Below are 22,601 nucleotides of genomic sequence, written 5' to 3' on the forward strand. Positions count from 1 at the left end.
AGAAGGGAAGGGTCGTGGGAGGGGAGGATCGTGGGCGAGGGGGCGTCAGTCGCGGTCGGCGCCGTCCACGCCGTCCCAGACGTTGGAGTGCCAGGGGCGGTGGCTCGCGCCCTGATCCCCTCGGCGGTCCTGCGCCGCTTCGGGGTCGGCCACGGTGTAGCCGGTCTCCCCGGGGAGTACGTAGTGGAGGTGCTGGCGGGCCAGACGCATGATGTACGCGTCGTCCTGGAGCCGCGCCTTCTCGTCCCGCAGCTCCTCGGTGCGCTGCTCCGCCTGGCGCGAGAGCCGCTCCTGCTCGGCGATCTCGTCGCGCTGGGAGACGTACTGACGCATCGGGTAGGCCAGCGCGACCACCAGGGAGCAGACCACCAGCGCCAGGAACGCGGCCCGGCCGGTGAGCCGGGAGCGGCGCGCCTGACGGCGGTTCTGGGATCGGTACACGCGGGCCGCGGTCTGCTCGCCGAGCAGCCGCAGCCTGGTCGCGGTGGAGAACCTGTCCCGGTCCTTCCCGGCCATGTCTCCCGCCTCCCCGTTACGCACGTCCGTCCCCGCACACGGTACGGGACCGGGTGCGGGGACGGGCGGAGGCTACCGTCCTACGACTGCGGGTCAGCCCTTGAAGCGCGGGAATGCGGAGCGGCCCGCGTACACCGCGGCGTCGTCGAGGATCTCCTCGATACGCAGCAGCTGGTTGTACTTGGCGACGCGGTCCGAGCGGGCCGGGGCGCCGGTCTTGATCTGGCCACAGTTCACGGCGACGGCGAGGTCGGCGATGGTGACGTCCTCGGTCTCGCCGGAGCGGTGCGACATCATGCACTTGAAGCCGTTGCGCTGGGCCAGCTCCACGGCGTCCAGGGTCTCGGTCAGCGAACCGATCTGGTTGACCTTGACGAGCAGGGCGTTGGCGGAGCCCTCCTCGATACCGCGGGCCAGGCGCTCCGGGTTGGTGACGAAGAGGTCGTCGCCGACGATCTGGACCTTGGCGCCCAGCCGGTCGGTGATGACCTTCCAGCCGGCCCAGTCGTCCTCGTACAGCGGGTCCTCGATGGAGACCAGCGGGTAGGCGGAGACGAGCTCCTCGTAGTACTCGGTCATCTCGGCGGCCGAGCGGGACTTGCCCTCGAACTCGTAGACGCCGTCCTTGTAGAACTCGGAGGCGGCGACGTCGAGGGCGAGCGCGATGTCGCGGCCCGGGACGTAACCGGCCTCCTTGATAGCCTCGACGATGAGGTCCAGGGCGGCGCGGTTGGACTCCAGGTTCGGGGCGAAGCCGCCCTCGTCGCCGAGGCCGGTGGACAGGCCCTTGGTCTTGAGGACCTTCTTCAGCGTGTGGTAGACCTCCGCGCCCCAGCGCAGGGCCTCGGAGAAGGACTCCGCGCCGATCGGCGCGATCATGAACTCCTGGATGTCCACGTTGGAGTCGGCGTGCGAGCCGCCGTTCAGGATGTTCATCATCGGAACGGGCAGCAGGTGCGCGTTCGGGCCGCCGAGGTAGCGGAAGAGCGGCAGGTCGGACGCCTCGGAGGCGGCGTGCGCGACGGCGAGCGAGACACCGAGGATGGCGTTCGCGCCGAGCGAGGCCTTGTTCTCGGTGGCGTCCAGGTCGAACATCGCCTGGTCGATGAGGCGCTGCTCGGTGGCGTCGTACCCGACGAGCTCCGGGCCGATCTGCTCGATGACGGCGAGGACGGCCTTCTCGACACCCTTGCCCATGTAGCGGTTGGGGTCACCGTCGCGAAGCTCGATGGCCTCGAACGCACCGGTGGAGGCGCCGGACGGAACGGCAGCACGGCCCGTGCTGCCGTCGTCGAGGCCGACCTCGACCTCGACCGTGGGGTTGCCCCGGGAGTCGAGGATTTCCCTGGCTACGACGACGTCGATGGACGGCACGAGGCATCTCCTTCTGGGATATGACGCTGGTTGTGCAGGGTCACTGTGGCCTTGCGACACGAGCCTAACCGGCCTGGCCGCGTCAGTCGGCCGACCGCCCGTCTCCTGGGACGAAAAAGGACCCAAGGACCAGCATCACGGGACAAATCTCTAGAAATCTACTGGGTAGTAACAAGCAGTGGCGGCGCGCTGCCGACAAGAAGTGAACGGATCGGCCCGCCCGCCGGCGCCCCTCGCACCGAAAGACCCCGGCCCGACGCGCACGGGGGGAGTAGCGCGCCGGGCCGGGGAGCCGTGCGAGGGAGGGTGCCGCCGGACCCCCTCCCTCCGGGGAGGAGAGACGGCTGTTACTTCAGGTGGAGCTGCTGACCCGGGAAGATCAGGTCGGCGTCCTCGACGATGTCGTCGTTGAGGTTGAAGAGCTTGCTCCAGCCGCCCTTGACACCCTCCTTCTGAGCGATCTTGCTCAGGGTGTCGCCGGACTTCACCTTGTACTCGCCGTCGCCCTTCTTGACCTTCTCACCGGTCGGGGTGGTGACGGTCTTCTTGGAGCTCTCGGCCTTGGGGGCGGCCGGGGCGGTGCGCTGCTCGCTGCGCGTGGTGGGCTGCTCGGCCTTGCGCTCGGGCTGCGCCTGCTGCGGCTTGCTCTGCGACTGGCCGGAGCCGGTGTTCACGCCCGGGTCCACACCGTCGTTGGTGAGGCCGCCGGCGCCGGCGCACGCCCAGGCACCCGGGCCCTGCAGGGCGAGGAGCTTCTCGGCGGTGGCGATCTGCTGGTCCTTGGAGGCCAGGTCGGCGCGGGAGGCGTACTGCGTACCGCCGGCGGCGGCCCAGCTGGACTGCGAGAACTGCAGTCCGCCGTAGTAGCCGTTGCCGGTGTTGATGGACCAGTTGCCGCCGGACTCGCACTGGGCGACGGCGTCCCAGGTCGAGACGGAGGCGGCGGAAGCGTTGGTCGCGCCCATCAGCGGGACGGCGACGGCTGCACCGGTGATGCTCGCGAGGGTGGCGAAACGGACGGTCTTCGAGGGGCGGCGGTGCTTGGCCTTGCTGTTCAGCAGCATGGAACGGATCTCCTCACCGACGCCTACGAGGTGAGCTGTCGGGTTCGGGCTGATGAGTTGCCCGGTCGCGCGACCTTGCGCACGACTTCACCCCAAGCCGTTCCCGTACGTCCCCGGCTTCGAAGGAGCTGTCCTCCGAAGGGGCCGTACGGACCCGGCGGCCTACCTGGGTCCCCCGCTCCTGCCTACGGCGCTTACGCGTCTGTTCCCTTCGACCGACGGCAGGATTCGGCGTGACGGTCGACGGGGCCCGCGGTGCGAGCGGTTCCGACCGTAAACACAGGCAACCCCGACATTCAAAGATGGACATAATGGCCCAATCGGCGCTTACTTGCCCACCCTGATGGACCGTTTCCGCAGGTCGGAGGGGATCTGCGCCGAGCGGGCGGACGCAACACGCCAGTTGAAGCAAAGAGACCCATGTCTCACTTACGCATAAGTGGACATAGGCCTCTGAACTACCCGCGATTTTGGGGTGTTTTCCCGAATTCGATCAGTTGGCGGCAGGCACCTCGGCGCCCTGCTCGGCACCCGCCTGACCGGCCTGGTCCAGCCCCAGATCCAGGCTCTGCCCGGGCAGGATCAGGTCCGGGTCGGAGCCCAGGAGATCCTTGTTGGCCTCGTACAGACCGGTCCAGCCCTGGGGAAGTTTCTGTGCGTCAGCAATCGCCCAGAGGTTGTCCCCGGGCTGCACGGTGTAGCCGCCGTCGGCGACCGCGCCGCCGTCCCGTGCGTCACCCTCGCCCCGCGAGGCGTGCCGGCCGGACTCGCGGGGGCCGTCCCCTGGTCCACCGCGCCGGTCTCCTCGGGGGCCGGGGCGCCCCGGTGCTTGCCGCCGGTGCGGTCGGCGCCCTGGGAGGGCTGCGAGGCGTCGGGGGACTCGACGTTTCCGGTCCCGCCGGTCTTGCCGGTCTCCCCGGCCTTCCCGGTGGAGGGCTTCGCGGAAGGCTTCGCCGAGGGGTCGAGGGCGTCGCCGCCCCCCTTCTCGCCCTTGCCCGCCTTGTCGGAAGTGCCGCTCTCGCCCTTTTCATCCGCTTCGTCCGCCGGGGCGGTCGTCGGGTCCTCGGTGGGGTCGGCGGAGGGCGTGGTACCGGGGTCGACACCGGGGAGGCTGCCGTCCACCGCCAGGCCGGAGATCACCGCGCAGCTCGGCCAGGCCTGCGGGCCCTTGTCGTCCAGGACCTTCTCGGCGACGGATATCTGCTGGGCACGGCTGGCGAGGTCGGCCCGCTCGGCGAAGGCGGTACCGCCGTACGCCGACCATGTCTCCTGCGAGAACTGGAGCCCGCCGTAGTAGCCGTTGCCGAGGTCGGCACTCCACATGCCGCCGCTCTCGCACTCCGCGACCCGGTCCCAGGTGGTGGCGTCGGCCGCGTGTGCGCCTGCCGCGCCGAGGAGCGGGATGGCGATGGCCGAGCCGGTCACGCCCGCGGCGACGACGATGGCGGGTGCCTGACGAGGGCGGCGGTGTCTGCCGTTCGCGGAGCCCATGGGGTTTGCCTTCCGTGCGACTGACAAGCAGGAACTGAGGAGCATGAAGCTGTTGCACAAGTGACGGACGGGCCAACGGTGAACGGTGGCCGACGTGTCGAACCGTGAACCTAGCGGGACTCGAACGCATGTCACAAGTCGATGCAGCGCAGATCACGTGAAAGTCACAGAGGTGACAGCGTGTCACTTTCCTGGAGGCGTCGCCCCGGCTCGAATTGCACCGGCAGCGTGCGCAGTCCGCGCATGATGAGCCCGCCGCGCCAGCGCAGATCGGCAGGTTCCGCGGCAAGTCGTAGGCCAGGAAGGCGTTTCAGCAGCGTCGCCACCGCGGCCTGGCCTTCCAGCCGGGCCAGCGGTGCTCCCAGGCAGTAGTGGATGCCGTGTCCGTAACCCAGGTGCTGATTGTCACTCCGTGAGAGGTCGAGTGCGTCCGGATCCGTGAACCGGTCCGGGTCCCGGTCCGCCGCCGCCAGCACCACCAGCACCGGATCCCCGGCCGCGATCTCCTGCCCGCCGAGGGTCAGCGCCTCGGTGGCGTACCGCCAGGTCGCGAGCTCCACCGGCCCGTCGAACCGGAGCAGTTCCTCGATCCCGGTGGCCAGCAGCGCGCTCTCCCCCGCCGCCAGGGACTCTTCGAGCCGGGCACGCTGTCCGGGGTGGCGCAGCAGGGCGTACGTACCGTTCCCGATCAGATTCACCGTCGTCTCGAACCCGGCGAAGAGCAGGATGAACGCCATCGCCGCGGCCTCGTTCTCGGTGAGGTGCTCGCCGTGGTCACTGGCCCGGATCAGCCCGGAGATCAGGTCGTCACCGGGGTTCTCCCGCTTCCGGTGGATGAGTTCGGCGAGGTAGCCGCGCATCTTCTTCACCGACCGGGCCACCCCGCCGCGCGGCCCGCCGCCGTGGCGGATCATCATGCCCGCCCAGTCCCGGAAGTCGTCCTGGTCCTCGCGCGGGACGCCGAGCAGGTCGCAGATGGCGTAGATGGGGAGCGGGAAGGCGAAGTCGTGGATGAGGTCGGCCTCCCCCTTCTCGACGAAGTCGTCGATCAGCCGATCGGTCAGCTCCTGCACGCGGGGCGCGAACTCCGCGACCCGGCGCGGGGTGAACGCCTTGGAGACGAGCCGGCGCAGCCGGGTGTGGTCCGGCGGGTCGATGTTGAGCAGATGCGTCATCAGCTCCGCCTTGCGCTCCCCCGGAATCCCCGTCTTCCCCTTGGCCGCCGCGGACCCGGCGTGGTGCGCCGGATTCTTGGAGAGCCGCGCGTCGGCGAGCGCCTGCTTGGCGTCCCCGTACCGCGTCACGAGCCACGCCTCGACCCCGCTGGGCAGCGCGGTCCGGTGCACGGGACTGTGCTCGCGGAGCCAGGCGTAGGCGGGGTAGGGGTCGGTGGCGAACTCCCAGGTGAAGAGCTCGGGGGCGTCTTCGGGAGCCGCTTCGGGGATGGCTGGGGCGTCTTCGGGGGGCGCGGGGGTGTGGTGGGGGCAGGCGGGGGTGTCGGTCACTCCTTGACGGTATCGGGCGGGGTGGCGGTGACCGCACGGAGTGCGGTGAGGGCTTCCGCCGCGGCGGGGTGGCCGGCCCCGGCGGCCTCCAGGTACGGGACGGCTTCCGCTTCCGCGTCGAGGAGGACCAGCGGCTCTCCCAGCGACGCCGTCGCCCCGATGTGCCCCGCGTCCGCCCCCTTGCGGTACCAGAACGCGGCGGTCTCGATGTCGCCGAGGGTGGCGTTGATGCGGCCGAGCACCACCGCTGTCCCGGGATCGCCGTCGGCCAGGGGCACCAGCGTCAGATGGGCGTTCCGCCGCACCGTCCACCGCGCGGCCTCCTCCGGTGCCGCGTGGAGTGCCAGCGTCCACATGCCGAGCGGGACGGGCGGGCTCTCCGGCCGGTCCCCCACATCGGCGACGGGCGATCCGAGCACGGCCCAGCTGTCCTGCCTCCCCACGGGAGTCAGCAGCCCGGTCACCCCGTGGCGGATGTGGGGGGACCAGCCGAGACCGTCGTCGAAGGGCTCGGCTCGGGCCGCCACCAGCTCCCGCCGATACAGCGGCTGCGCCGTGCGGAGCGCTTCTCGCGGGACCTCGCCCGGCCCGCTCCGGGCGAAGTCGATCGCCACGCGCACCAGCAGATGGCCGCGCGGGTGGGCGGTGGGCCGACGCGCCCGCCGCCACTCCTCCAGGAGTTCGGGACCGACGGCAAGGTACTCCGGCACGGTGTGTGCACCGCGTCCCAGTACCGCGCCCCGCAGGCGGGCATCGTCGTCCGACGCTTCCCGTTCCCCGCCCCCGCCCGCCCCCGCCCGCCCCCGCCCCTCGTGCGACCTCTCAGGTCACCGTACTAACCCGCCCCGCCCTCGGCCGCCACGATCGCGTCCCGGTACGCCCGGGCCGCCGCGCGCAGGGCGGCCTCCGGGTCGGTGCCGTCCGCCTCGGCGGCCACGGCCAGGGCGAGGAGCTCGTAGCCGATGGTGTCGCCGGTGGGGAGGGGGACGTCGAGTCCGGCCGTGCGGGCGCGGCTGCCCAGCTTGGCGGCGAGGGCCAGGCCGGGCTGGCCGAGGGGGACGCCCTCGGTGACCGAGGTGCGCTGCTTCTCGATCGCCTTCGTGCGCAGCCAGTGCGCGTGGACGTCCTCCGGGGTCTCGGCGCGCTCGTCGCCGAAGACGTGCGGGTGGCGGTGGATCAGCTTCTCGACGAGGCCGCCCGCGACGTCGTCGATGGCGAACGGTTCCTCGGGGTCCTCCTCCGCGATCCGCGCGTGGAAGACGACCTGGAGGAGTACGTCGCCCAGCTCCTCGCGCAGCTCGGTCCGGTCGCCGTCCTCGATCGCCTCGACCAGTTCGTACGCCTCCTCGATGGCGTATTTCGCGAGGCCCTTGTGCGTCTTCTGCGAGGTCCACGGGCACGCGCGGCGGATCCGGTCCATGACCTGGACGAGGTCCAGGAGGCGGGCGCCGGGCAGGTCGTACGAGCCGGGGAGCAGCTCCAGGTCCGGCATGGCGACCCGGCCCGAGCCGCCGAGCCGGGCCAGGCCGTCGGTCAGGCGGCTGTCGCCCTCGCCGCCGACCAGGACCACGACCGTGCGGCCGTCCGCGCAGGCGGCGACCAGCTCGTCGGCGGAGGGCTCGGCGTGCTCCACGCGGACGCCCGCCTCGCGGAGGTAGGGCAGTTGCGGGTGGTCCGGGTCGGCGCACAGGACCTGGCCGGCGGCGTGCAGCGTCTGCCAGGCCGGCCAGGAGAGCAGGCCGGGCGCGACCCGGTGGCTGGCGGTGAGCAGGACGATGCGGCCGGGGTCACCGGGGCCGGCGGTGGGCGTGCCGGGGGCTTCAGCGTTCACCCCGCGAACCTACCCGCCGCGCTTCCGGGTCAGACGCCCGGCCGATGCCCGCCGGGCGCCCGGGCTCAGGCGCCCGGCCGATACCCGAGCGGCGCCCGCGCTCGGACGCCCCGCCCAAGGACCCGGCTCAGGCGCCCGCCTCGGGCTGCTGCGGGGCGAACTCCGTGACCTGGGTGATCCACGGCGCCTTGTAGGTGCCGAGCTGCATCTTCTGGTCGTCCCAGGCGCCGAAGCGCGGGTTCACGTCGATCTTCAGCTGCTTCGACGCCTTGGTCAGCGCCTCGCCGACGACCTGCTGCCCGGCGGGGGTGCCGAGGTCCGCGCCGAGCGCCTTGGCGAGCTTCGGGAGCAGCACCTCCTGGCGCATGTCGCCGTCGATCTGGTCCGGGGCGACCCAGCGCTGCTGGAGCATCATCGCCCGCAGCTGCTCCTCGCCGCCGTACTGCGCGCGGCCGGCGGTCCGGGCCTCCTGGATCTCCTTGCGGGTGACGGTGACCCCGGCGTCCTCGGCGGCCTTGTCCAGGATCCGGCCGAAGATCAGCCCGTGCAGCTTGGCGCGGTTGAGCTGGCCCGACTTGTTGACCAGCTGGGCCGCCTCGGGCGAGCTCTCCTGGGCGGCGCGGACGTCGGCGGCCTGGGCCTGGACCGCCGAGACCTCGATCCGTTCGCCGCCGACGACGGCCGCGGCACCGGGGTGGGCCTCGTTGCCGCAGGCGGCCAGGAGTGGGGCCGCGAGCAGGGTTGCGGCGGAGACGGCGAGCGCGGTGCGACGACGGCGGTGCAAAGGAGCCTCCCGTGGAGAGTTTGTGCATCGGTGCACAAGCCTTGCGGTGACCGATGTTAGGCAGTGGTGGTGATCGGTGCCACTGATTCGACCAACGATTCCGTAGGAGTTGGGGATGTGGGGGGCGGTCCGCCCCGGCAATCAGCCGCCGCGCACGTCCTGCTGGTGGCTGAGGCGGCGGCGCAGGTCGGCGGGGAGCGGGTGGTGCGGGCCGTATGTGCGCTCCGCGTCGTACAGCAGCGCCTGGAGCTGGGCGCGCCCCGCCGTGTGGTCCCCGACCGCGAGCAGGAGCTGCCCGATGCGGTGGCGGATGTCGAGGGCGCGGCCGGGGTCGGTGGTGACGGCCCCGTAGGCGTTCTCGTAGTACGGGAGGACCGCGCGGTACTCGCCGAGCGCGGCCGTGGCCTCGCCGAGCTGTTCCAGGCACTGGGCGGCGTCGTAACGGAACTGGAGGACCTGGGGGTCGGCCGGCCAGGACTCGGCGGTGCGGTCCTCCGCGAGGCGGCGCAGCTCCGGGAGGGCACGGCGGAACTGCCCGTCGTCCATCAGCGTCGCCGCGTACTGCTTGCGCAGGATGCGAACGACCGGGGAGTGCTCGCCGTGCTCGGCGGCGGCCGCCGGGAGGATCGCGCCGAGGATGTCCACGGCCTGGGTGATCCGGCCCTCGCCGAGCAGCTTCTTCACCTCGTCGACGGCCTGGGCGACGTCCGGCCGGGCGGGCGGCGGGGTGAAGTTGGCCGGGGCCGTGAGCGGCGGTGGCGGGGAGAGGAGGGAGGCGACGGCGGGCCAGGGGGTGGTGCCGGCCTGGGCCTGCGACGGTACGGAGACGGACGGGGGTACGGGCGAGGTGGCCGGGGTCGCGGCGCGGTCCGGCCAGGGGGCGTGCGGGCGCAGGAAGGGGCGGGTCGGGTCGAGGGGCCCGGCGGGGGCGCCGTGCTTGGGGAGCAGGGGGGCCAGCTCCTCGTACACCTCCTGTGCGGAGGCGGGCCGCTCCTGCGGGTCCTTGGCGAGCAGCCGCAGCACGAGGGCCTCCAGCGCGGCCGGGATCTCGGGCCTGCTCTGCCGTACGGGCACCGGCGGCTCGTAGAGGTGGCGGTGCAGGACGCCGAGCGCGGTGGACCCGGCGAACGGCACGTCACCGCTGAGCAGTTCGTGCAGGACGATCCCGAGGGCGTACAGATCGGTGTACGGGCCGACCGCGCCGCCCATCGCCTGCTCGGGGGCCATGTAGGCCGGGGAGCCGATCGGTGAACCGGTGTGCGTGAGGCGGGTGGTGTCCGTGTCGAGGACGGAGGCGACGCCGAGATCGAGGACGGTGACGGAGCCGTCGGGCCGGACCATCACGTTCCGGGGCTTCAGGTCGCGGTGGACGATCGGCACCGCGTGGACGGCGCAGAGGACCGCGCAGAGCTGAGCGGCGACCGCGGCGGCCCACGGCCAGGGGTACGGTTCCTGCTCGGCCAGGTGGTCGGCGAGGTCGGCGCCCTCCACGTACTGCATGACGAGGAAGAGGTCGTCGCCGTCGCTGCCCGCGTCGTGGACGGTGACCAGGCCGGGGTGGTCGACCTGGGCGGTGACCCGGCACTCGCGGACGAACCGGCGGCGCAGCTCGTCGGCGGCGTCGCTGCCGGTGGGCCCGGCGACCCGGTCCGGACGCAGCAGCTTCACCGCGACGCGGCGGTCCAGCCGCTGGTCGTACGCCGTCCAGACCTGGCCCATGCCGCCCTGGCCGAGGATGGTGGCCAGCTCGTACCGCCCGGCGATGACCCGGTTGCTCACCGGCCTTCGCCCTCCTTGCGGAGGTAGTCGCTGAGCTCGTCCAGCTCCGCCCGGACCTGGTCGAGGCGCTGGGGCGCGGGCTTGGGGGTGTGGTCTCGACGGTGTACGGGTTCGGGATGGGCGGCGGCGTCGGGTGCTGCGCCTGGGGCCGGACGGGCGGCTGGTTCTGGACCTGGGCGGGCGGGTGCTGGTGGACGGCCGGCCGGTACGGGGCGGGGCCGGGCACCGGCGTCCGGGTGTCGTACGGTCCGGGCCCGGCGAAGTGCCGCGTCTCCATGATCAGGTAGTACGTGATGACGCCGGCCAGGTTCACTATGAGCCAGCCCATCCCGATCAGCGCCTGGGCGTCCGTCATCTCCTCCTCCTCGGGCAGGCCCGCGAAGAAGGCGGACAGGCCGATGGTGAGGAGGACCGTGACCGCCAGCAGCCACCAGTCACGGGGCTTACGGGTGACGACCGCGAGCCTCAGCATCGCCACCCACCCGAGGAACCCGCAGCTCAGCACGGTCAGCACAACAAAGATCGCGCGCAGCGTGGTGATCGTCCCCGAGGACGGCCGGGACGTCGGCGGCTGCTGCGGCGGATAGCCGTAGCCGTGCATGTGCTGCTCCTGGGAGGCGTACGAGAGTCGGGCGTGTGAGGTGAGCGTATACACCGCCGCCGACAGACCGTCCCCGGTTGTGTCCAACCGTTGCCTATGAGGTCACCGGGGCGTGACCGTACCGTCCGTCAGCCCGTCGTACATCGCCTTCACCAGCTGCCCGCCGAGCCGTCCCGCTGTCCGCAGGGCGTCCTCGAATGCGGCGAGCGCGCGGAACTGCTCCCCGTACCGCTGCTGTCCGGCCGGCGGCGGGCGTCCAGCCGGGCGGCGGTGGAGGCGTAGCTGCTGGCCTGGCGGTGGTTGGCGGTGCCCCGGAGGAACCCGGCGAGGAACCATGGGTCGATGGCGTCCGGATCGGGGCGCAGGAGCTGGAGGTTGCGGCCGGGCACGGCCCCTGCGGTCGCCTCGTCGAGGAGTTCGATGACGGGGACGCGCGGCTGGCGCGGGGCCCGGTCGCGCCAGGGGTCGAGTACCGCGACAGCCGCCGCGCCCTGGTGCCCCCTCACACGCGGTGCCGCACCCACACGTTCGGCTCGGCGTAGACGGCGTACCCGTGCGTGGGCGAACACTGCACCGGCACCAGCGCGCCCGGCACCTCCACCGGACCGTCCGTGTCGAACGGCAGCCCGGTCCACGTCCGCCACTGCTCCAGCGTCCCGCTCACCGTCATCGACACCGGTGCCACCGAGTCCACGACCCCGCCCGCCCGGACGTGGACCCGCAGCCACGGGTCCTCGGGCAGCCCGTCCTCGGGGCGGGTGAGCCGGGCGTACTCCTCCATCGGCAGCGCGGGCCGCAGGTGCTTGCCGCTCGGCCGCACCGGGGCGACGACCTCCCCGAAGCCGTGCCGGCCCGCGTTCTCCCGCATCGCGGCCAGCATGCGGCCCGAGATCCCCTTGCCCTGGTGACCGGTGGCCACCGTGATCTCCAGCGCGCCGACGGTGTCGGGGGTCCGCCCGCGCCGCAGGTCCGAGAAGGCCCAGAGCAGCATCCGGTCCCAGCCGCCGGCGGGGAGCTGCCCGCGCCCGGGGGCGTCCACCTCGAAGGGGACGCTGTAGGCGCGGGCGACCACGGTGCCGCCCGGGTCGGTGGCGACGAGCACGTACTGCGGGAACTCGACGGCCACCCGCCCGAAGTTGGCCCAGCCGACGATGTCCTCCAGGACGAACTCCGGCCAGTCGTCCGGCATCCGGTCCAGGGCGTCGGCGAGCTCGGGGCGCTCGGCGAGCGTGGTGATGCGCAGTTCCATGCGGCCGACCCTAACCGGACCACACCCCCTGCGACCAGGCATTTCCGACCGTCCGGACCCGTGCGGCGGCCGATCCCGGGGGCCGTTCTCCGGAAGCCCGGACCGAGGAACCGTGAGGTGTTCATGCCGCGTCCCCACCCGTGACTTCGTACCCGTGCACGACGCCATGAGGAGCAGCACCATGACCCACCCAGGCAGTACGCCCTCCCGTCCCCGCAGAGGTGCCGGGTGTCTGCGGAGCCTGCTGGTGCTGGCGGTGATTCTCGGCCTGGGCTACGGCGCGTCCAAGGTCTTCGGCGACAAGGACTCCTCCGCCTCGGACTCCTCCTCGTCGGCCCCCTCCTCCGCCTCGGACGGCAAGGGCGGTTCGTGGAAGGTGGGCGACTGCGGCGGGCCGGACCCGGAGAACAAGCCGGACGGCTACCGCGCGTTCGACTGCGACGACTCCGGGGCGACCTTCGAGGCGCTGGAGATCAGGAGCGCGAGCATCCTGCCCAACGCGATCCAGTGCCCGGCCGGGACGGACCTGATCATCCAGGTCTCCCGGGTCTTCGGTTCCGGCGGCAACAAGAAGGGCGGCGGCATCCCCACCAACACCGTCTGCGGCCGCAACCTGACGGGCGACCACCCCGGGGATGCGGGCGCCGGGGGCGGGCAGCTGGTGAAGGGTGACTGCATCACACCGACCGCCAAGGAGATCGCCTGCGCCTCGGCCGGGTCCGACGCCTTCAAGGTCCTCGACCTCGTCGAGGAGAAGGAGGAGTGCCCAGCGGCGGCGACGGAGCCGATGCAGCTGATGATGGCGGTGGGCAGGCCGTACAACGTGATCTGCGGCGGCAAGGCCTGACACGCTCCACGGCTCCGCAGGGCACGGACCCGCGGCGTCATCCTCCGCACTGGGCGAGCATGGCCTGCTTGTCCGGTGCGGTGACGGGGAGTTCGTACTTCAGCGAGACCTGGGCGAACCGCACCGCGTAGGAGCAGCGGACCTGCTTGTACGGCGGCAGCCAGGCAGCAGGGCCGGAGTCGCGCTTGGCATTGTTGGCCGGGCCGTCCACCGGCAGGAGGTTGAGCGGGTCGTTGGCGATCTGCTGCCGCTTGGTCTCGTTCCAGCGGGCGGCGCCCATCTGCCAGTTGTAGGAGAGCGGCATCACATGGTCGATCTGCACCTCGGTCGCTTGCTGCTTGCGCCAGTCGATGCTCTTGCCGGTGTAGGGGTCCTTGAGCTTCAGCGAGACGACGACGCAGTTGGAGCCCGAGCGGTGTTCGACGTCCTTGCCGTCGCGGGCGAGGAGGTCGTTGCGGGTGTCGCAGCCGTTGCGGGCGAGCGGGATGCCGTCGATCCCGTCCTTCCACGCCGAGCCGAACTTGCTCCGCTCGTAACCGGTCTTCGGGCCGCGCCCCTTGGTGGCGACCTTCTCGATGACCTTGCGGGCGGCGGCCCGGTCCGCGTCACTGGTGAGAGGCGCCAGGCCCGGCTTCGTACCGTCGGGGTTGTCCAGCGGGCTGACACCGAACCCCTCGGCGGACTGCGCCCCGCCACCGTTCGCACCGCCACTGGCGCTGCCGCCGCTCTCCGCCGCGAGGTCGTCGGGGTCGCAGCCGGCCAGGGCGAGCACGACGAGGGCGCCGAGGGCGGGGAGGGCCGCAGCTCGGTACGTACGGGGAGATATCACGTGAAGCCATCCTGACGGGGAGAAAGCCGAACGCGCGGAATCGTATGGGCGTCTTCCCCGTAGGCGGCCCTTCATGGCTTTCCTTCAGTTGCAGCACTCGCCTTCATTCCTCGTCTGCCGCGCGAGCGCTGTTCCCACCGGCTGTGGGGGGGACGCGCCCCCTTACCGACCATCTCCATCGGCCTCAGGCGTGAACTCGTACTGCACCTCGTACAGATGCCCCGCCTTGACCATCACCGTCGCCTCGACGGGCCGGTCGTCGTGACTGAACACGACCCGCAAGGTCCGCAGAACAGGCAGGTCGCCGGGGAGGCGGAGGAGGCGGTACTGCTCCTGCGTCGCTACGCGGGCCGAGACCCGGTCGACGCTGAGCCGGGGCGGGTGACCGAGCGAGGCCAGGAGGGTGGGCGTGCCTCCCGGGATGCGGCGGCGTTCGGCGATGGCGGTGCCTTCGGCGATCTCCAGTGGGTAGTACGACGCGACGAGTTCGGCCGGCTCGTCGTCGAGCGACAAGAGCTGGTACCGAAAGATCGCCGTGCCGCCGGGGGCGAGACCGAGCGCGTCGGCGACATCCGCCGGGGGTTCGACCTCCATGACGTCCAAGAGAGTGCTGCGGGCGCGTGCGCCGGAGTTGGCCGCCTCTGTAAGCCAGCGATAGGGCTCACCCGACGGGGAAGGCGCCATGTACGCGGCGGGCCGTAGCGTGCGCTGCCTGTGCTCGCGTACGGTCACCGACGCGCCTGCCCTGCCGATGACGAGGTGCTCGCCCTTGAGGAGCTGCAAGGCCTTCTGAACGGTGGCGTTCGCCGCGCCGAACCGGTCCTTCAACTGTGCGGTGGAGGGCAGGCTGTCCCCCGGGGCCAGGTCCCCGGACATGATGTCACCCCGCAGATCGGCAGCGATCCGCTCGTGCAGCGGACGGCCGTCCGCCTCTTCCGTCTCCGGTCCGCGCATCGTCATCCGATCCTGATCTCGTACCGCAGTTTCTGGCCCCGGGGAGGCATGACCATCACATCGGCCTGGATCGGCCGGTCATCCGCGCTCAGGGTGAGTCGGGTCAGTTCGAGCACCGGCTCGCCGCCCTCCAGAGCCAGGGACGCCCGTTCGCCCTCGGAGGGCATGCGGGCCACCACATCCTCCTGCGCGCGGGCACCGACGTAACCGAGTTCGGCGAGCAGCCGGGCGGCCCCGCCCCGGATCTTCGCCATACCCGCCAACCCTGTGCCCCGAGCGATCTCCACGGGGTAGTAGCTGTCGGTCAACTCGCAGGGTTCGCCGTCGAGATACATGATCCGCCGCCGTGCCACGACCTGTCCGCCGGGTTCCACCGCGAGCAGGCCCGCCACGCGCCCCGGAGCGGCGACTTCACCAGCACTCACGATCTTCTGGGTGCCCCGTAGCCCCGCCGACGCCGCCTCGGCGCTCCAGACGTCGCCTCCACCCTCCGCCGTCGTCAGGTAGTGAGTGGACGCGCTGATCACTTCGCCCTCACCCATGGCCTCCTCCTTCGCGACGACGGACCTTGCCGGTGCACACGGTAGGCGACTCCGTCGAACACCCCTAAGAGTACCTTGCCGCCTTTCGCGAATAGCAGTACGGTTCTCTCGTTGGAGCTGGCGACCAACGCCCTGCTCCACGGCGTCGCCTCGACCTGACGGATGACCTCGTACGACTGGAGGTCCGGGACGGCGGCGATGGTCAGCCGCTGGTTCAGCCCCCGGAGGAAGACAGCTGCTCGGGGCGCGGCTTGTTCCTCGTCGGTGAGCTGGCGTCGGAGTTCGGGGCCGACCATCACGTCGTCGGCAAGACTGTCTGGGCCGCGTTCAAGCGACCCGCCGACCTCTAGCCGCCCCCACGAACGAACACGTCGGCCCCGCCGGAAGCCCGGCGGGGCCGACGTGCAGCGACCCCGGGGCCTACGACCCCAGAATCGTCGTGAGGAACTCCCCGGTCCACGACAGCAGTTCGCGCCCCACCACCGGCTTGCCGCCGATCTTGCCCGTCGTCGGGCGCGGGACCAGGATCTGGTGGGCGGTCGGCTTGATGACCGTCTTGGGGTGCAGGCGCTTGAGGCGCAGCTCCTGGGATTCACGCAGCTCCACCGGGGCGAAGCGGATGTTGGAGCCCTGGAGGACGATCTCGCCGACTCCGCAGGCGCGGGCCAGCATGCGCAGGCCGGCTACCAGGAGGAGGTTCTCGACCGGTTCGGGCAGGGGGCCGTAGCGGTCGGTCAGCTCCTCGCGGACCGCGCGGATGTCGTCCTCCGAGGTGGCCTGGGCGATCGCCCGGTACGCCTGGAGGCGCAGGCGCTCGCCGGGGGCGTAGTCGTGCGGGACGTGGGCATCGACGGGGAGTTCGATCTTGACCTCCAGCGGGGGCTCCTCCTCCACGGAGCCGTCCATCTGGGCCCGGTAGTCGGCGACCGCCTCGCCGACCATGCGGATGTACAGGTCGAAGCCGACGCCCGCGATGTGGCCGGACTGCTCGCCGCCCAGCAGGTTGCCCGCGCCGCGGATCTCCAGGTCCTTCATCGCCACGTACATGCCCGCGCCCATCTCCGTGTGCTGGGCGATCGTGGCCAGCCGCTCGTGGGCCGTCTCCGTCAAGGGCTTCTCGGGCGGGTAGAGGAAGTAGGCGTACCCCCGGTCGCGGCCTCGGCCCACCCGGCCGCGCAGCTGGTGGAGCTGGGAGAGACCGAAGTTGTCTCCGCGCTCCACGATGAGCGTGTTGGCGTTGGAGATGTCGATGCCGGATTCCACGATCGTCGTGGAGACCAGGACGTCGAACTTCTTCTCCCAGAAGTCCACCACCACCTGCTCCAGGGCCTGTTCGGACATCTGGCCGTGGGCGGTCGCGATCCGCGCCTCCGGGATGATCTCGCGGAGGCGCGCGGCCGCCCGGTCGATCGACTCGACCCGGTTGTGGATGTAGAACACCTGGCCCTCACGCAGGAGTTCACGCCGCACCGCCGCGCCGATCTGCTTCTCCTCGTACGGGCCGACGAAGGTCAGCACCGGATGGCGCTCCTCCGGCGGAGTGGTGATCGTGGACATCTCGCGGATGCCGGTGACCGCCATTTCGAGCGTACGGGGGATGGGCGTCGCCGACATCGTGAGGACGTCCACGTTGGCGCGGAGCTTCTTCAGCTGCTCCTTGTGCTCGACGCCGAACCGCTGCTCCTCGTCCACGATGACCAGGCCCAGGTCCTTGAACCGCGTCTCGGAGGAGAAGAGGCGGTGCGTGCCGATGACCAGGTCGACCGCGCCGTCCTTCAGGCCCGCGAGGGTCGCCTTGGATTCGGCTTCCGACTGGAAGCGGCTCAACGCCTTCACGTTGACCGGGAATTGGGAGTAGCGCTCGGTGAACGTGCCGTAGTGCTGCTGGACGAGAAGGGTCGTGGGGACCAGGACCGCCACCTGCTTGCCGTCCTGCACCGCCTTGAACGCCGCCCGGACCGCGATCTCCGTCTTGCCGTAGCCGACGTCACCGCAGACCAGCCGGTCCATCGGGACCGTCTTCTCCATGTCCTCCTTGACCTCGGCGATGGTGGAGAGCTGGTCGGGCGTCTCCGCGTACGGGAACGCGTCCTCCAGCTCCCGCTGCCACGGGGTGTCGGGGGCGAAGGAGTGGCCGGGGGCCGCCATCCGGGCCGAGTACAGCTTGATCAGGTCGGCGGCGATCTCCTTGACCGCCTTCTTCGCCCGCTGCTTCGTCTTCGTCCAGTCGGCGCCGCCGAGCCGGTGCAGGGTCGGGGCCTCGCCGCCGACGTACTTGGTGACCTGCTCCAGCTGGTCGGTCGGGATGTAGAGCCGGTCGCCGGGCTGGCCGCGCTTGGCGGGGGCGTACTCGACGAGCAGGTACTCACGGGTCGCGCCCTGGACCGTGCGCTGCACCATCTCCACGTACCGGCCGACACCGTGCTGCTCGTGGACGATGTAGTCGCCCGCCTCCAGCGTCAGCGGGTCGATCGTCTTCCTGCGGCGGGCCGGCATCCGGCCGAGGTCCTTGGTGGCGGAGCGCTGGCCGGTCAGGTCCGTCTCGGTGAGCACCGCCAGCTTCAGCGCCGGGTCGACGAAGCCCTGGTCGATCGCCCCGCAGGAGACGTGGACCACGGACGGGGCGATCTCGGTGAGATCCGGGACGAAGCGGGCCGCGATGCCCTCGCCGCCCAGCACCTCGACCGTACGGGTGGCGAGCCCCTGGCCCTCGGTGACGTACACCGTGCGCCATCCGTCGGCCAGCCACCCCTTGGTGTCGGCGAGCGCCCGGGCGGTGTCGCCCCGGTACGCCTCCGGGGCGTGCATCGACAGCTTGAGGGTGTCCTCGTCGTGCTCGGCGTCCTCGGCGGCGAACGGGGAGGTCGACCACCACATCATGCCCAGCTCACGGGCCCGGTCCCGGACGTCCGCGATGCTCCACAGCGAGGCCGCGCCCACGTCGATCGGGGCCTCGCCGCCGCCCGCCGTCGCCGCCCATGACGCCTGGAGGAACTCCTGGCTCGTGGCGACCAGGTCGGACGCCCGGGTCCGCACCCGCTCGGGGTCGCAGACCAGCGCCATCGACCCCTTCGGCAGGACGTCCAGCAGCAGTTCCATGTCGTCGACCAGGACCGGCGCCAGCGACTCCATGCCCTCGACCGCGATGCCCTCCGCGATCTTGCCGAGCAGCTCGCCCAGCTCCGGGTGCGCCTCGGCGAGAGCCGCCGCCCGCTCCCGCACCTCGTCGGTCAGCAGCAGCTCACGGCAGGGCGGCGCCCACAGCCCGTGGTCGGCGACCTCCAGGGACCGCTGGTCGGCGATCTTGAAGTACCGGATCTCCTCCACGTCGTCGCCCCAGAACTCCACCCGAAGGGGGTGCTCCTCGGTCGGCGGGAAGACGTCCAGGATCCCTCCGCGTACGGCGAACTCGCCCCGCTTCTCCACCAGCTCCACCCGCGCGTACGCGGCGGCCGCCAGCGCGTCCACCACCTGCCCCAGGTCCGCGCTCTGCCCGCCGGTCAGACTCACCGGCTCCAGCTCGCCGAGCCCCTTGACCTGCGGCTGGAGCACGGAACGGATCGGCGCGACGACCACCGAGACCGGGCCCGTCTCCGGGTCGTCCTCGCGCGGGTGGGCCAGCCGCCGCAGCACGGCGAGGCGCCGGCCCACCGTGTCCGAGCGGGGCGAGAGGCGCTCGTGCGGCAGGGTCTCCCAGGACGGGAACTCCGCCACCGTGTCCGGCGGCAGCAGCGTCCGCAGCGCGGCGGCCAGGTCCTCGGCCTCCCGGCCCGTCGCGGTGACGGCCAGCACGGTCCGGCCGGTCTGCCGGGCCAGCGCGGCCACCGCGAACGGCCGAGCGCCGGGCGGACCCACCAGGTCGACATGCATGCGGTGGCCGTCGGCGGCGGCCTTCACCGCCTCGGCGATCGCCGGGTCCGTTACGACGACATCCAGCAGACCGTGCAGGCTCATAGGGGCATCCGTCCGGGTCATGAGGTGTTCAGGTGTGGCCGGCAGCCGGCTGCCGCGGCCAGGGGCAACGCGAAGAGCCCGACGCGTGGGACGAGCCGGGGGTTCCAGACTACGACCCCGCGGTGACAGCCGCTCACCCGCGACCGGGGGCACCGGTGTAGCGGGCGGGCCGGGTGGGGAGGTCTCCACGGGGTGCCCGTTCGGGCGCCCCGGCGGGTACCGGCGGTACCGGGACCGGGCCGCCCGTCGCTCCGCCGCCACCGCTCACCGCCGGTCGCCCACCGTTCATCTCCGTACGGCACACAGTTCCGTCCGGGGTGCTCACAGGAGTGATCCCAGCGTCTAGTCTGTGGCCGACCATGGCACGAACGGTTTCCGACGGATCACCGGCGCAGACACGGTTCCACCAGTTCCACCGGCCGCGGCAGCGGGCGGCGACCAGCTCCGCAGGGCGATCCCCCGCGGTGCGCGGACTCAAGCGGACACCAGGTATCGGGTATCGGGGGCGTACGTGGGCGAGAACGAGATGGCGGTTTTCGGGGTCTCCGATGCCGAGGAGGAGATCTACCGCCACTTCCTGCGCAACCCCTCCACCGCCGCCGACGACCTCCACCTCCTGCTCCACACCGAGCCCGGGCAGGCCCGCACCCGGATCGACCGGCTCCGCGAGCTGGGCCTGCTGCGGGTGGAGGACGACGGCCGCCGTATAGCGCCCGTGGACCCCGAGACCGCCCTCTCCCGCCTGGTCGACCTGCGGCTCCACGCGCTCCACCAGGAGCTGCAGCGCGTCACCCGGTCGCGGCACGTCATTGATGGTCTACGCGCGGAGCAGGGGGCCCGTACGCCGCCTCCGCAGGGCATCGAACAGCTGGAGGGGCTCACCCAGATCCGCAACCGGATCGACGACCTCGCCTTCTTCGCCCGGGACGAGATCCTCTCCGTGGAGCCGTACACCCGGCTCTCCCCGGAGAACATCGCCCGCTCCAGACCGCTGGACCTGCGCTGTCTCAGACGCGGGGTCCGGATCCGCAACGTCGTCTCCAGCACCGCCCTCCAGGACCCGCCGACCGCCGCCTATCTGCGCGAGCTGTCCGAGCACGGCGCGTCGATCCGGGTCACCGCGGACACCACGGAACGGCTCCTGGTCTACGACCGCCGCGCCGCCCTCGTACCGCTGGACCCCCGCGACACCTCCCGGGGGGCGCTGCTCGCCCACCGCAGCGGGCTCGTCTCCAACATCATCGCGCTGTTCGAGAAGATCTGGGCCCAGGCCGAGGAGCTGCCCGCCGCCGACGGTGAGGGCGGCCCCGACCGGGGCGGCCTCTCCGCCATGGAGCGGCGCGTGCTGGTGGCGATGTGCACGGTCGGCAAGGACGAGGCGGGGGCCCGGGAGCTGGGGGTGTCGGTACGGACCTACCGGCGGCATGTCGCCGAGCTGATGCAGACCCTGGGCGCCGCCAGCCGCGCCCAGGCCGCGCTGCTCGCCCGGGAGCGGGGCTGGATCTGACGCACGGTCCCACGGGGCCGGGTCAGGCCTCCTCCGCCCACCCCCGCAGCGCCGTGTCCGCCAGGACGCGGGAGACCGCCCGCCGCACCGCCGGGGCGTCCGTCGACCCGGCCAGCTCCACCCGCAGCACCACCCGGTCCTGGTCCGCCTCCGGGTGGCAGGCCCAATGGCCGGGGAGCAGCCCCAGAAGCCGTACGACGGTGGTCCAGCCGGTCGGGGCGGCGCGGTCGCGGCGTACGAGGACGACATCGGCGACCCCGGCCGCGCCACCGGACGGACCTGGCCTCATGACCCCACCTCCCCGCCACCCTCACCCTCGCCCGGCACCGCGCTCCCGCCGCCCGGCCCCGCGTCCAGCACCTGCCGGGCCGCCGCCGCCAGCGCCGTGACACCGACGGGCAGGGCGGTCCGCACGTCGGGCGCGAACCCGGGCGCGTGGTTCGGCGGTACGGGCACTCCCCCGGCCCGCGCCGCACGCCACTGACGCAGGCCCGTGGTGCCGAGCAGCCAGTACGCCGTCGGCACCCCGCCCGCCGCGAAGTGCGGGAAGTCCTCGGTGGCCGTCGTGGGGGCCGCGTCCAGCACCCGGCCCTCGCCGAGCACCGCCTCGTGGGCGCGGCGGACCGCCGCCGTCAGCGCCGGGTCGGGGAGCAGGGCGGGCGAGCGGGCCGTCACCGTGACCTCCGGGTCGCGCGGGGCGTCCGAGGCGGCGGCGTGGGCCCGTACGACGCGGGTCGCGGCGGTCAGCAGGCGATCGAGGGCGGAGTCGGTGAACGCCCTTGCCGTGAAGGAGAGTTCGGCGGTGTCGGGGGTGATGTTGCCGCGCTCGCCGGCCCGCAGCGAGCCCACGGTGAGCACGGCCTGTTCGGCGGGCGCGGTCTCCCTGGCCACCACCGGCTGGAGCCCGAGCACGGCCGAGGCCGCCATCAGGACCGGGTCGACGGTGAGGTGCGGGGTGGCCGCGTGACCGCCCCGGCCGTACAGGGTGACGTCGGCCGCGATGCTGCCCGCCATCAGGGGCGCCCCGCCCGGCGCGTGGGCGACGGTGCCCGCCGGGAGCGGGGCGGCGTGCTGGGCGAGCACCGCGTCCGGGGTGCCGAACCGCTCGTACAGGCGGCCGTCCTCCAGCATCTGCCGGGCCCCGCCCAGCGTCTCCTCGGCGGGCTGGCCCACCACGAGCACCGTGCCGCGCCAGCTGTCCCGGTCCGCCGCCAGGAGGGCCACCGCCCCGGTGACCGCCGCGATGTGCAGGTCGTGGCCGCAGGCGTGCATGACCCCGGGCACCTCGCTCGCGTACGGCAGACCGGTCGCCTCGGTGACGGGGAGCGCGTCGAGCTCGGTGCGCAGGAGCACGGTGGGGCCGGGGCCGTTGCGCAGGACGCCGACGAGCCCGTGGCCGCCGCCGACCGCGTGGGTGACCGTGAGGCCGTGTTCGGCCAGCCGGGCAGCGAGGAGGTCCGCGGTGCGGTGCTCGTGGCCGGAGAGCTCGGGGTGGGCGTGCAGGTCGAGGTAGAGCCCGAGGGCCGATCTCAGCAGCGGGCGCGGCAGGGCGCTTCCCGGTGCCGCCTCGCCACCCGCCCCCGCGCGCCCGTCGCCGTCCGCGCCGCCCGCGTCCTTCGCCGTTCTCGCCGCTGTGACCATTTCGCACCTCATCCCGTTTCCCTCTCGACGAGCCTGATCCGTACGACCGTCAGCGGCCCCGCCGTCCCGCTGTCACCGGATGCCAGCGAAGTGACAGCGAAAGCGCGGCCGATCTGACAGCGGCCACCCCTCC

General features: G+C 72.2%; 18 protein-coding genes, 3 pseudogenes and 1 riboswitch. Of the genes and pseudogenes, 2 read left to right on the forward strand and 19 right to left on the reverse strand.

The genetic code is table 11. From position 1 onward, the window contains the following. Positions 1-45 precede the first annotated feature (45 nt). The 12 genes and pseudogenes from D6270_RS12630 to D6270_RS12685 form a co-directional block, all read right to left on the reverse strand. Positions 46-516 carry an FtsB family cell division protein gene (locus tag D6270_RS12630; RefSeq protein WP_109165317.1) on the reverse strand — a complete coding sequence of 157 codons (471 nt, stop codon included), beginning with the start codon at positions 514-516 and terminating at the stop codon, positions 46-48. Positions 517-609: 93 nt separating this feature from the next. Then, positions 610-1,890, reverse strand: a complete 1,281-nt coding sequence (gene eno / locus D6270_RS12635; protein ID WP_109165316.1) for a phosphopyruvate hydratase — start codon at positions 1,888-1,890, stop codon at positions 610-612. A gap of 347 nt (positions 1,891-2,237) precedes the next feature. After that, on the reverse strand, positions 2,238-2,954 hold the full coding sequence (locus D6270_RS12640) for a transglycosylase family protein (protein ID WP_109165315.1): 717 nt from the start codon (positions 2,952-2,954) through the stop codon (positions 2,238-2,240). A 5-nt stretch (positions 2,955-2,959) separates the two neighbouring features. Continuing rightward, positions 2,960-3,157: riboswitch (cyclic di-AMP (ydaO/yuaA leader) on the reverse strand. Positions 3,158-3,447: 290 nt separating this feature from the next. Then, positions 3,448-4,445, reverse strand: a pseudogene (locus tag D6270_RS33805) (transglycosylase family protein). Between the two features lie 164 nt (positions 4,446-4,609). Continuing rightward, complete coding sequence (locus tag D6270_RS12650; RefSeq protein ID WP_391040289.1) at positions 4,610-5,950, reverse strand: cytochrome P450 family protein; 1,341 nt, start codon at positions 5,948-5,950, stop codon at positions 4,610-4,612. Then, complete coding sequence (locus D6270_RS12655; protein ID WP_109165313.1) at positions 5,947-6,660, reverse strand: hypothetical protein; 714 nt, start codon at positions 6,658-6,660, stop codon at positions 5,947-5,949. Before D6270_RS12655 ends, D6270_RS12650 begins: the two co-directional genes overlap by 4 nt. Positions 6,661-6,785: 125 nt before the next feature. Then, positions 6,786-7,781, reverse strand: a complete 996-nt coding sequence (locus D6270_RS12660) for a nucleoside triphosphate pyrophosphohydrolase (RefSeq protein ID WP_109165312.1) — start codon at positions 7,779-7,781, stop codon at positions 6,786-6,788. 127 nt (positions 7,782-7,908) lie between these two features. Next, positions 7,909-8,565, reverse strand: a complete 657-nt coding sequence (locus D6270_RS12665) for a SurA N-terminal domain-containing protein (protein WP_109165311.1) — start codon at positions 8,563-8,565, stop codon at positions 7,909-7,911. A 141-nt stretch (positions 8,566-8,706) separates the two neighbouring features. Continuing rightward, positions 8,707-10,344, reverse strand: a complete 1,638-nt coding sequence (locus tag D6270_RS12670; protein ID WP_109165310.1) for a serine/threonine-protein kinase — start codon at positions 10,342-10,344, stop codon at positions 8,707-8,709. Beyond that, positions 10,341-10,945, reverse strand: a pseudogene (locus D6270_RS32975) (hypothetical protein). The gene D6270_RS12670 and the pseudogene D6270_RS32975 overlap by 4 nt, the downstream one beginning before the upstream one ends. A gap of 102 nt (positions 10,946-11,047) precedes the next feature. Further along, positions 11,048-11,361 (reverse strand): annotated as a pseudogene (locus D6270_RS12680) (restriction endonuclease subunit M); the annotation flags it as partial. An 86-nt stretch (positions 11,362-11,447) separates the two neighbouring features. Continuing rightward, positions 11,448-12,194 carry an N-acetyltransferase gene (locus D6270_RS12685; protein WP_109165308.1) on the reverse strand — a complete coding sequence of 249 codons (747 nt, stop codon included), beginning with the start codon at positions 12,192-12,194 and terminating at the stop codon, positions 11,448-11,450. A gap of 181 nt (positions 12,195-12,375) precedes the next feature. Between D6270_RS12685 and D6270_RS12690 the strand changes: the two genes are divergently transcribed. Continuing rightward, positions 12,376-13,041 carry a hypothetical protein gene (locus tag D6270_RS12690; protein WP_109165307.1) on the forward strand — a complete coding sequence of 222 codons (666 nt, stop codon included), beginning with the start codon at positions 12,376-12,378 and terminating at the stop codon, positions 13,039-13,041. A gap of 37 nt (positions 13,042-13,078) precedes the next feature. Here D6270_RS12690 and D6270_RS12695 read toward each other — a convergent pair whose 3' ends face one another. The 5 genes from D6270_RS12695 to mfd all read right to left on the reverse strand — a co-directional run bounded on the left by D6270_RS12695 (position 13,079) and on the right by mfd (position 19,320). After that, a complete protein-coding gene (locus D6270_RS12695; protein WP_109165306.1) occupies positions 13,079-13,870 on the reverse strand; it encodes an HNH endonuclease family protein in 792 nt (263 codons plus the stop codon). A 162-nt stretch (positions 13,871-14,032) separates the two neighbouring features. After that, positions 14,033-14,830, reverse strand: coding sequence for a GntR family transcriptional regulator (locus D6270_RS12700; protein WP_109165305.1), 798 nt, complete (start codon positions 14,828-14,830; stop codon positions 14,033-14,035). Further along, the gene (locus D6270_RS12705) at positions 14,827-15,366 is read right to left on the reverse strand and encodes a GntR family transcriptional regulator (protein ID WP_109165304.1); all 540 of its coding nucleotides are present in this window, start codon (positions 15,364-15,366) and stop codon (positions 14,827-14,829) included. The genes D6270_RS12700 and D6270_RS12705 overlap by 4 nt, the downstream gene beginning before the upstream one ends. Beyond that, positions 15,348-15,662, reverse strand: coding sequence for a hypothetical protein (locus tag D6270_RS33975; protein ID WP_158650503.1), 315 nt, complete (start codon positions 15,660-15,662; stop codon positions 15,348-15,350). The genes D6270_RS12705 and D6270_RS33975 overlap by 19 nt, the downstream gene beginning before the upstream one ends. 124 nt (positions 15,663-15,786) lie before the next feature. Next, positions 15,787-19,320: a transcription-repair coupling factor gene (gene mfd / locus D6270_RS12715; RefSeq protein WP_109165303.1), complete on the reverse strand. Its 3,534-nt coding sequence runs from the start codon at positions 19,318-19,320 to the stop codon at positions 15,787-15,789. Positions 19,321-19,831: 511 nt separating this feature from the next. Between mfd and D6270_RS12720 the strand changes: the two genes are divergently transcribed. After that, entirely contained in the window at positions 19,832-20,827 is a 996-nt protein-coding gene (locus D6270_RS12720) for a helix-turn-helix transcriptional regulator (RefSeq protein WP_109165302.1), read from the forward strand. A 22-nt stretch (positions 20,828-20,849) separates the two neighbouring features. Here D6270_RS12720 and D6270_RS12725 read toward each other — a convergent pair whose 3' ends face one another. Then, the gene (locus D6270_RS12725) at positions 20,850-21,116 is read right to left on the reverse strand and encodes a hypothetical protein (protein WP_109165301.1); all 267 of its coding nucleotides are present in this window, start codon (positions 21,114-21,116) and stop codon (positions 20,850-20,852) included. Continuing rightward, positions 21,113-22,480: an amidohydrolase gene (locus tag D6270_RS12730; protein WP_109165300.1), complete on the reverse strand. Its 1,368-nt coding sequence runs from the start codon at positions 22,478-22,480 to the stop codon at positions 21,113-21,115. The genes D6270_RS12725 and D6270_RS12730 overlap by 4 nt, the downstream gene beginning before the upstream one ends. Positions 22,481-22,601: the final 121 nt, after the last annotated feature.

The organism is Streptomyces griseus subsp. griseus (genome assembly GCF_003610995.1).
Lineage (GTDB): Bacteria > Actinomycetota > Actinomycetes > Streptomycetales > Streptomycetaceae > Streptomyces.

Coding starts and splice junctions, on each gene's coding strand:
- D6270_RS12630 (WP_109165317.1), bottom strand. CDS start 516: ATGGCCGGGAAGGACCGGGACAGGTTCTCCACCGCGACCAGGCTGCGG.
- D6270_RS12640 (WP_109165315.1), bottom strand. CDS start 2,954: ATGCTGCTGAACAGCAAGGCCAAGCACCGCCGCCCCTCGAAGACCGTC.
- D6270_RS12685 (WP_109165308.1), bottom strand. CDS start 12,194: ATGGAACTGCGCATCACCACGCTCGCCGAGCGCCCCGAGCTCGCCGAC.
- D6270_RS12690 (WP_109165307.1), top strand. CDS start 12,376: ATGACCCACCCAGGCAGTACGCCCTCCCGTCCCCGCAGAGGTGCCGGG.
- D6270_RS12700 (WP_109165305.1), bottom strand. CDS start 14,830: ATGACGATGCGCGGACCGGAGACGGAAGAGGCGGACGGCCGTCCGCTG.
- D6270_RS12705 (WP_109165304.1), bottom strand. CDS start 15,366: ATGGGTGAGGGCGAAGTGATCAGCGCGTCCACTCACTACCTGACGACG.
- D6270_RS33975 (WP_158650503.1), bottom strand. CDS start 15,662: ATGGTCGGCCCCGAACTCCGACGCCAGCTCACCGACGAGGAACAAGCC.
- mfd (WP_109165303.1), bottom strand. CDS start 19,320: ATGAGCCTGCACGGTCTGCTGGATGTCGTCGTAACGGACCCGGCGATC.
- D6270_RS12725 (WP_109165301.1), bottom strand. CDS start 21,116: ATGAGGCCAGGTCCGTCCGGTGGCGCGGCCGGGGTCGCCGATGTCGTC.
- D6270_RS12730 (WP_109165300.1), bottom strand. CDS start 22,480: ATGAGGTGCGAAATGGTCACAGCGGCGAGAACGGCGAAGGACGCGGGC.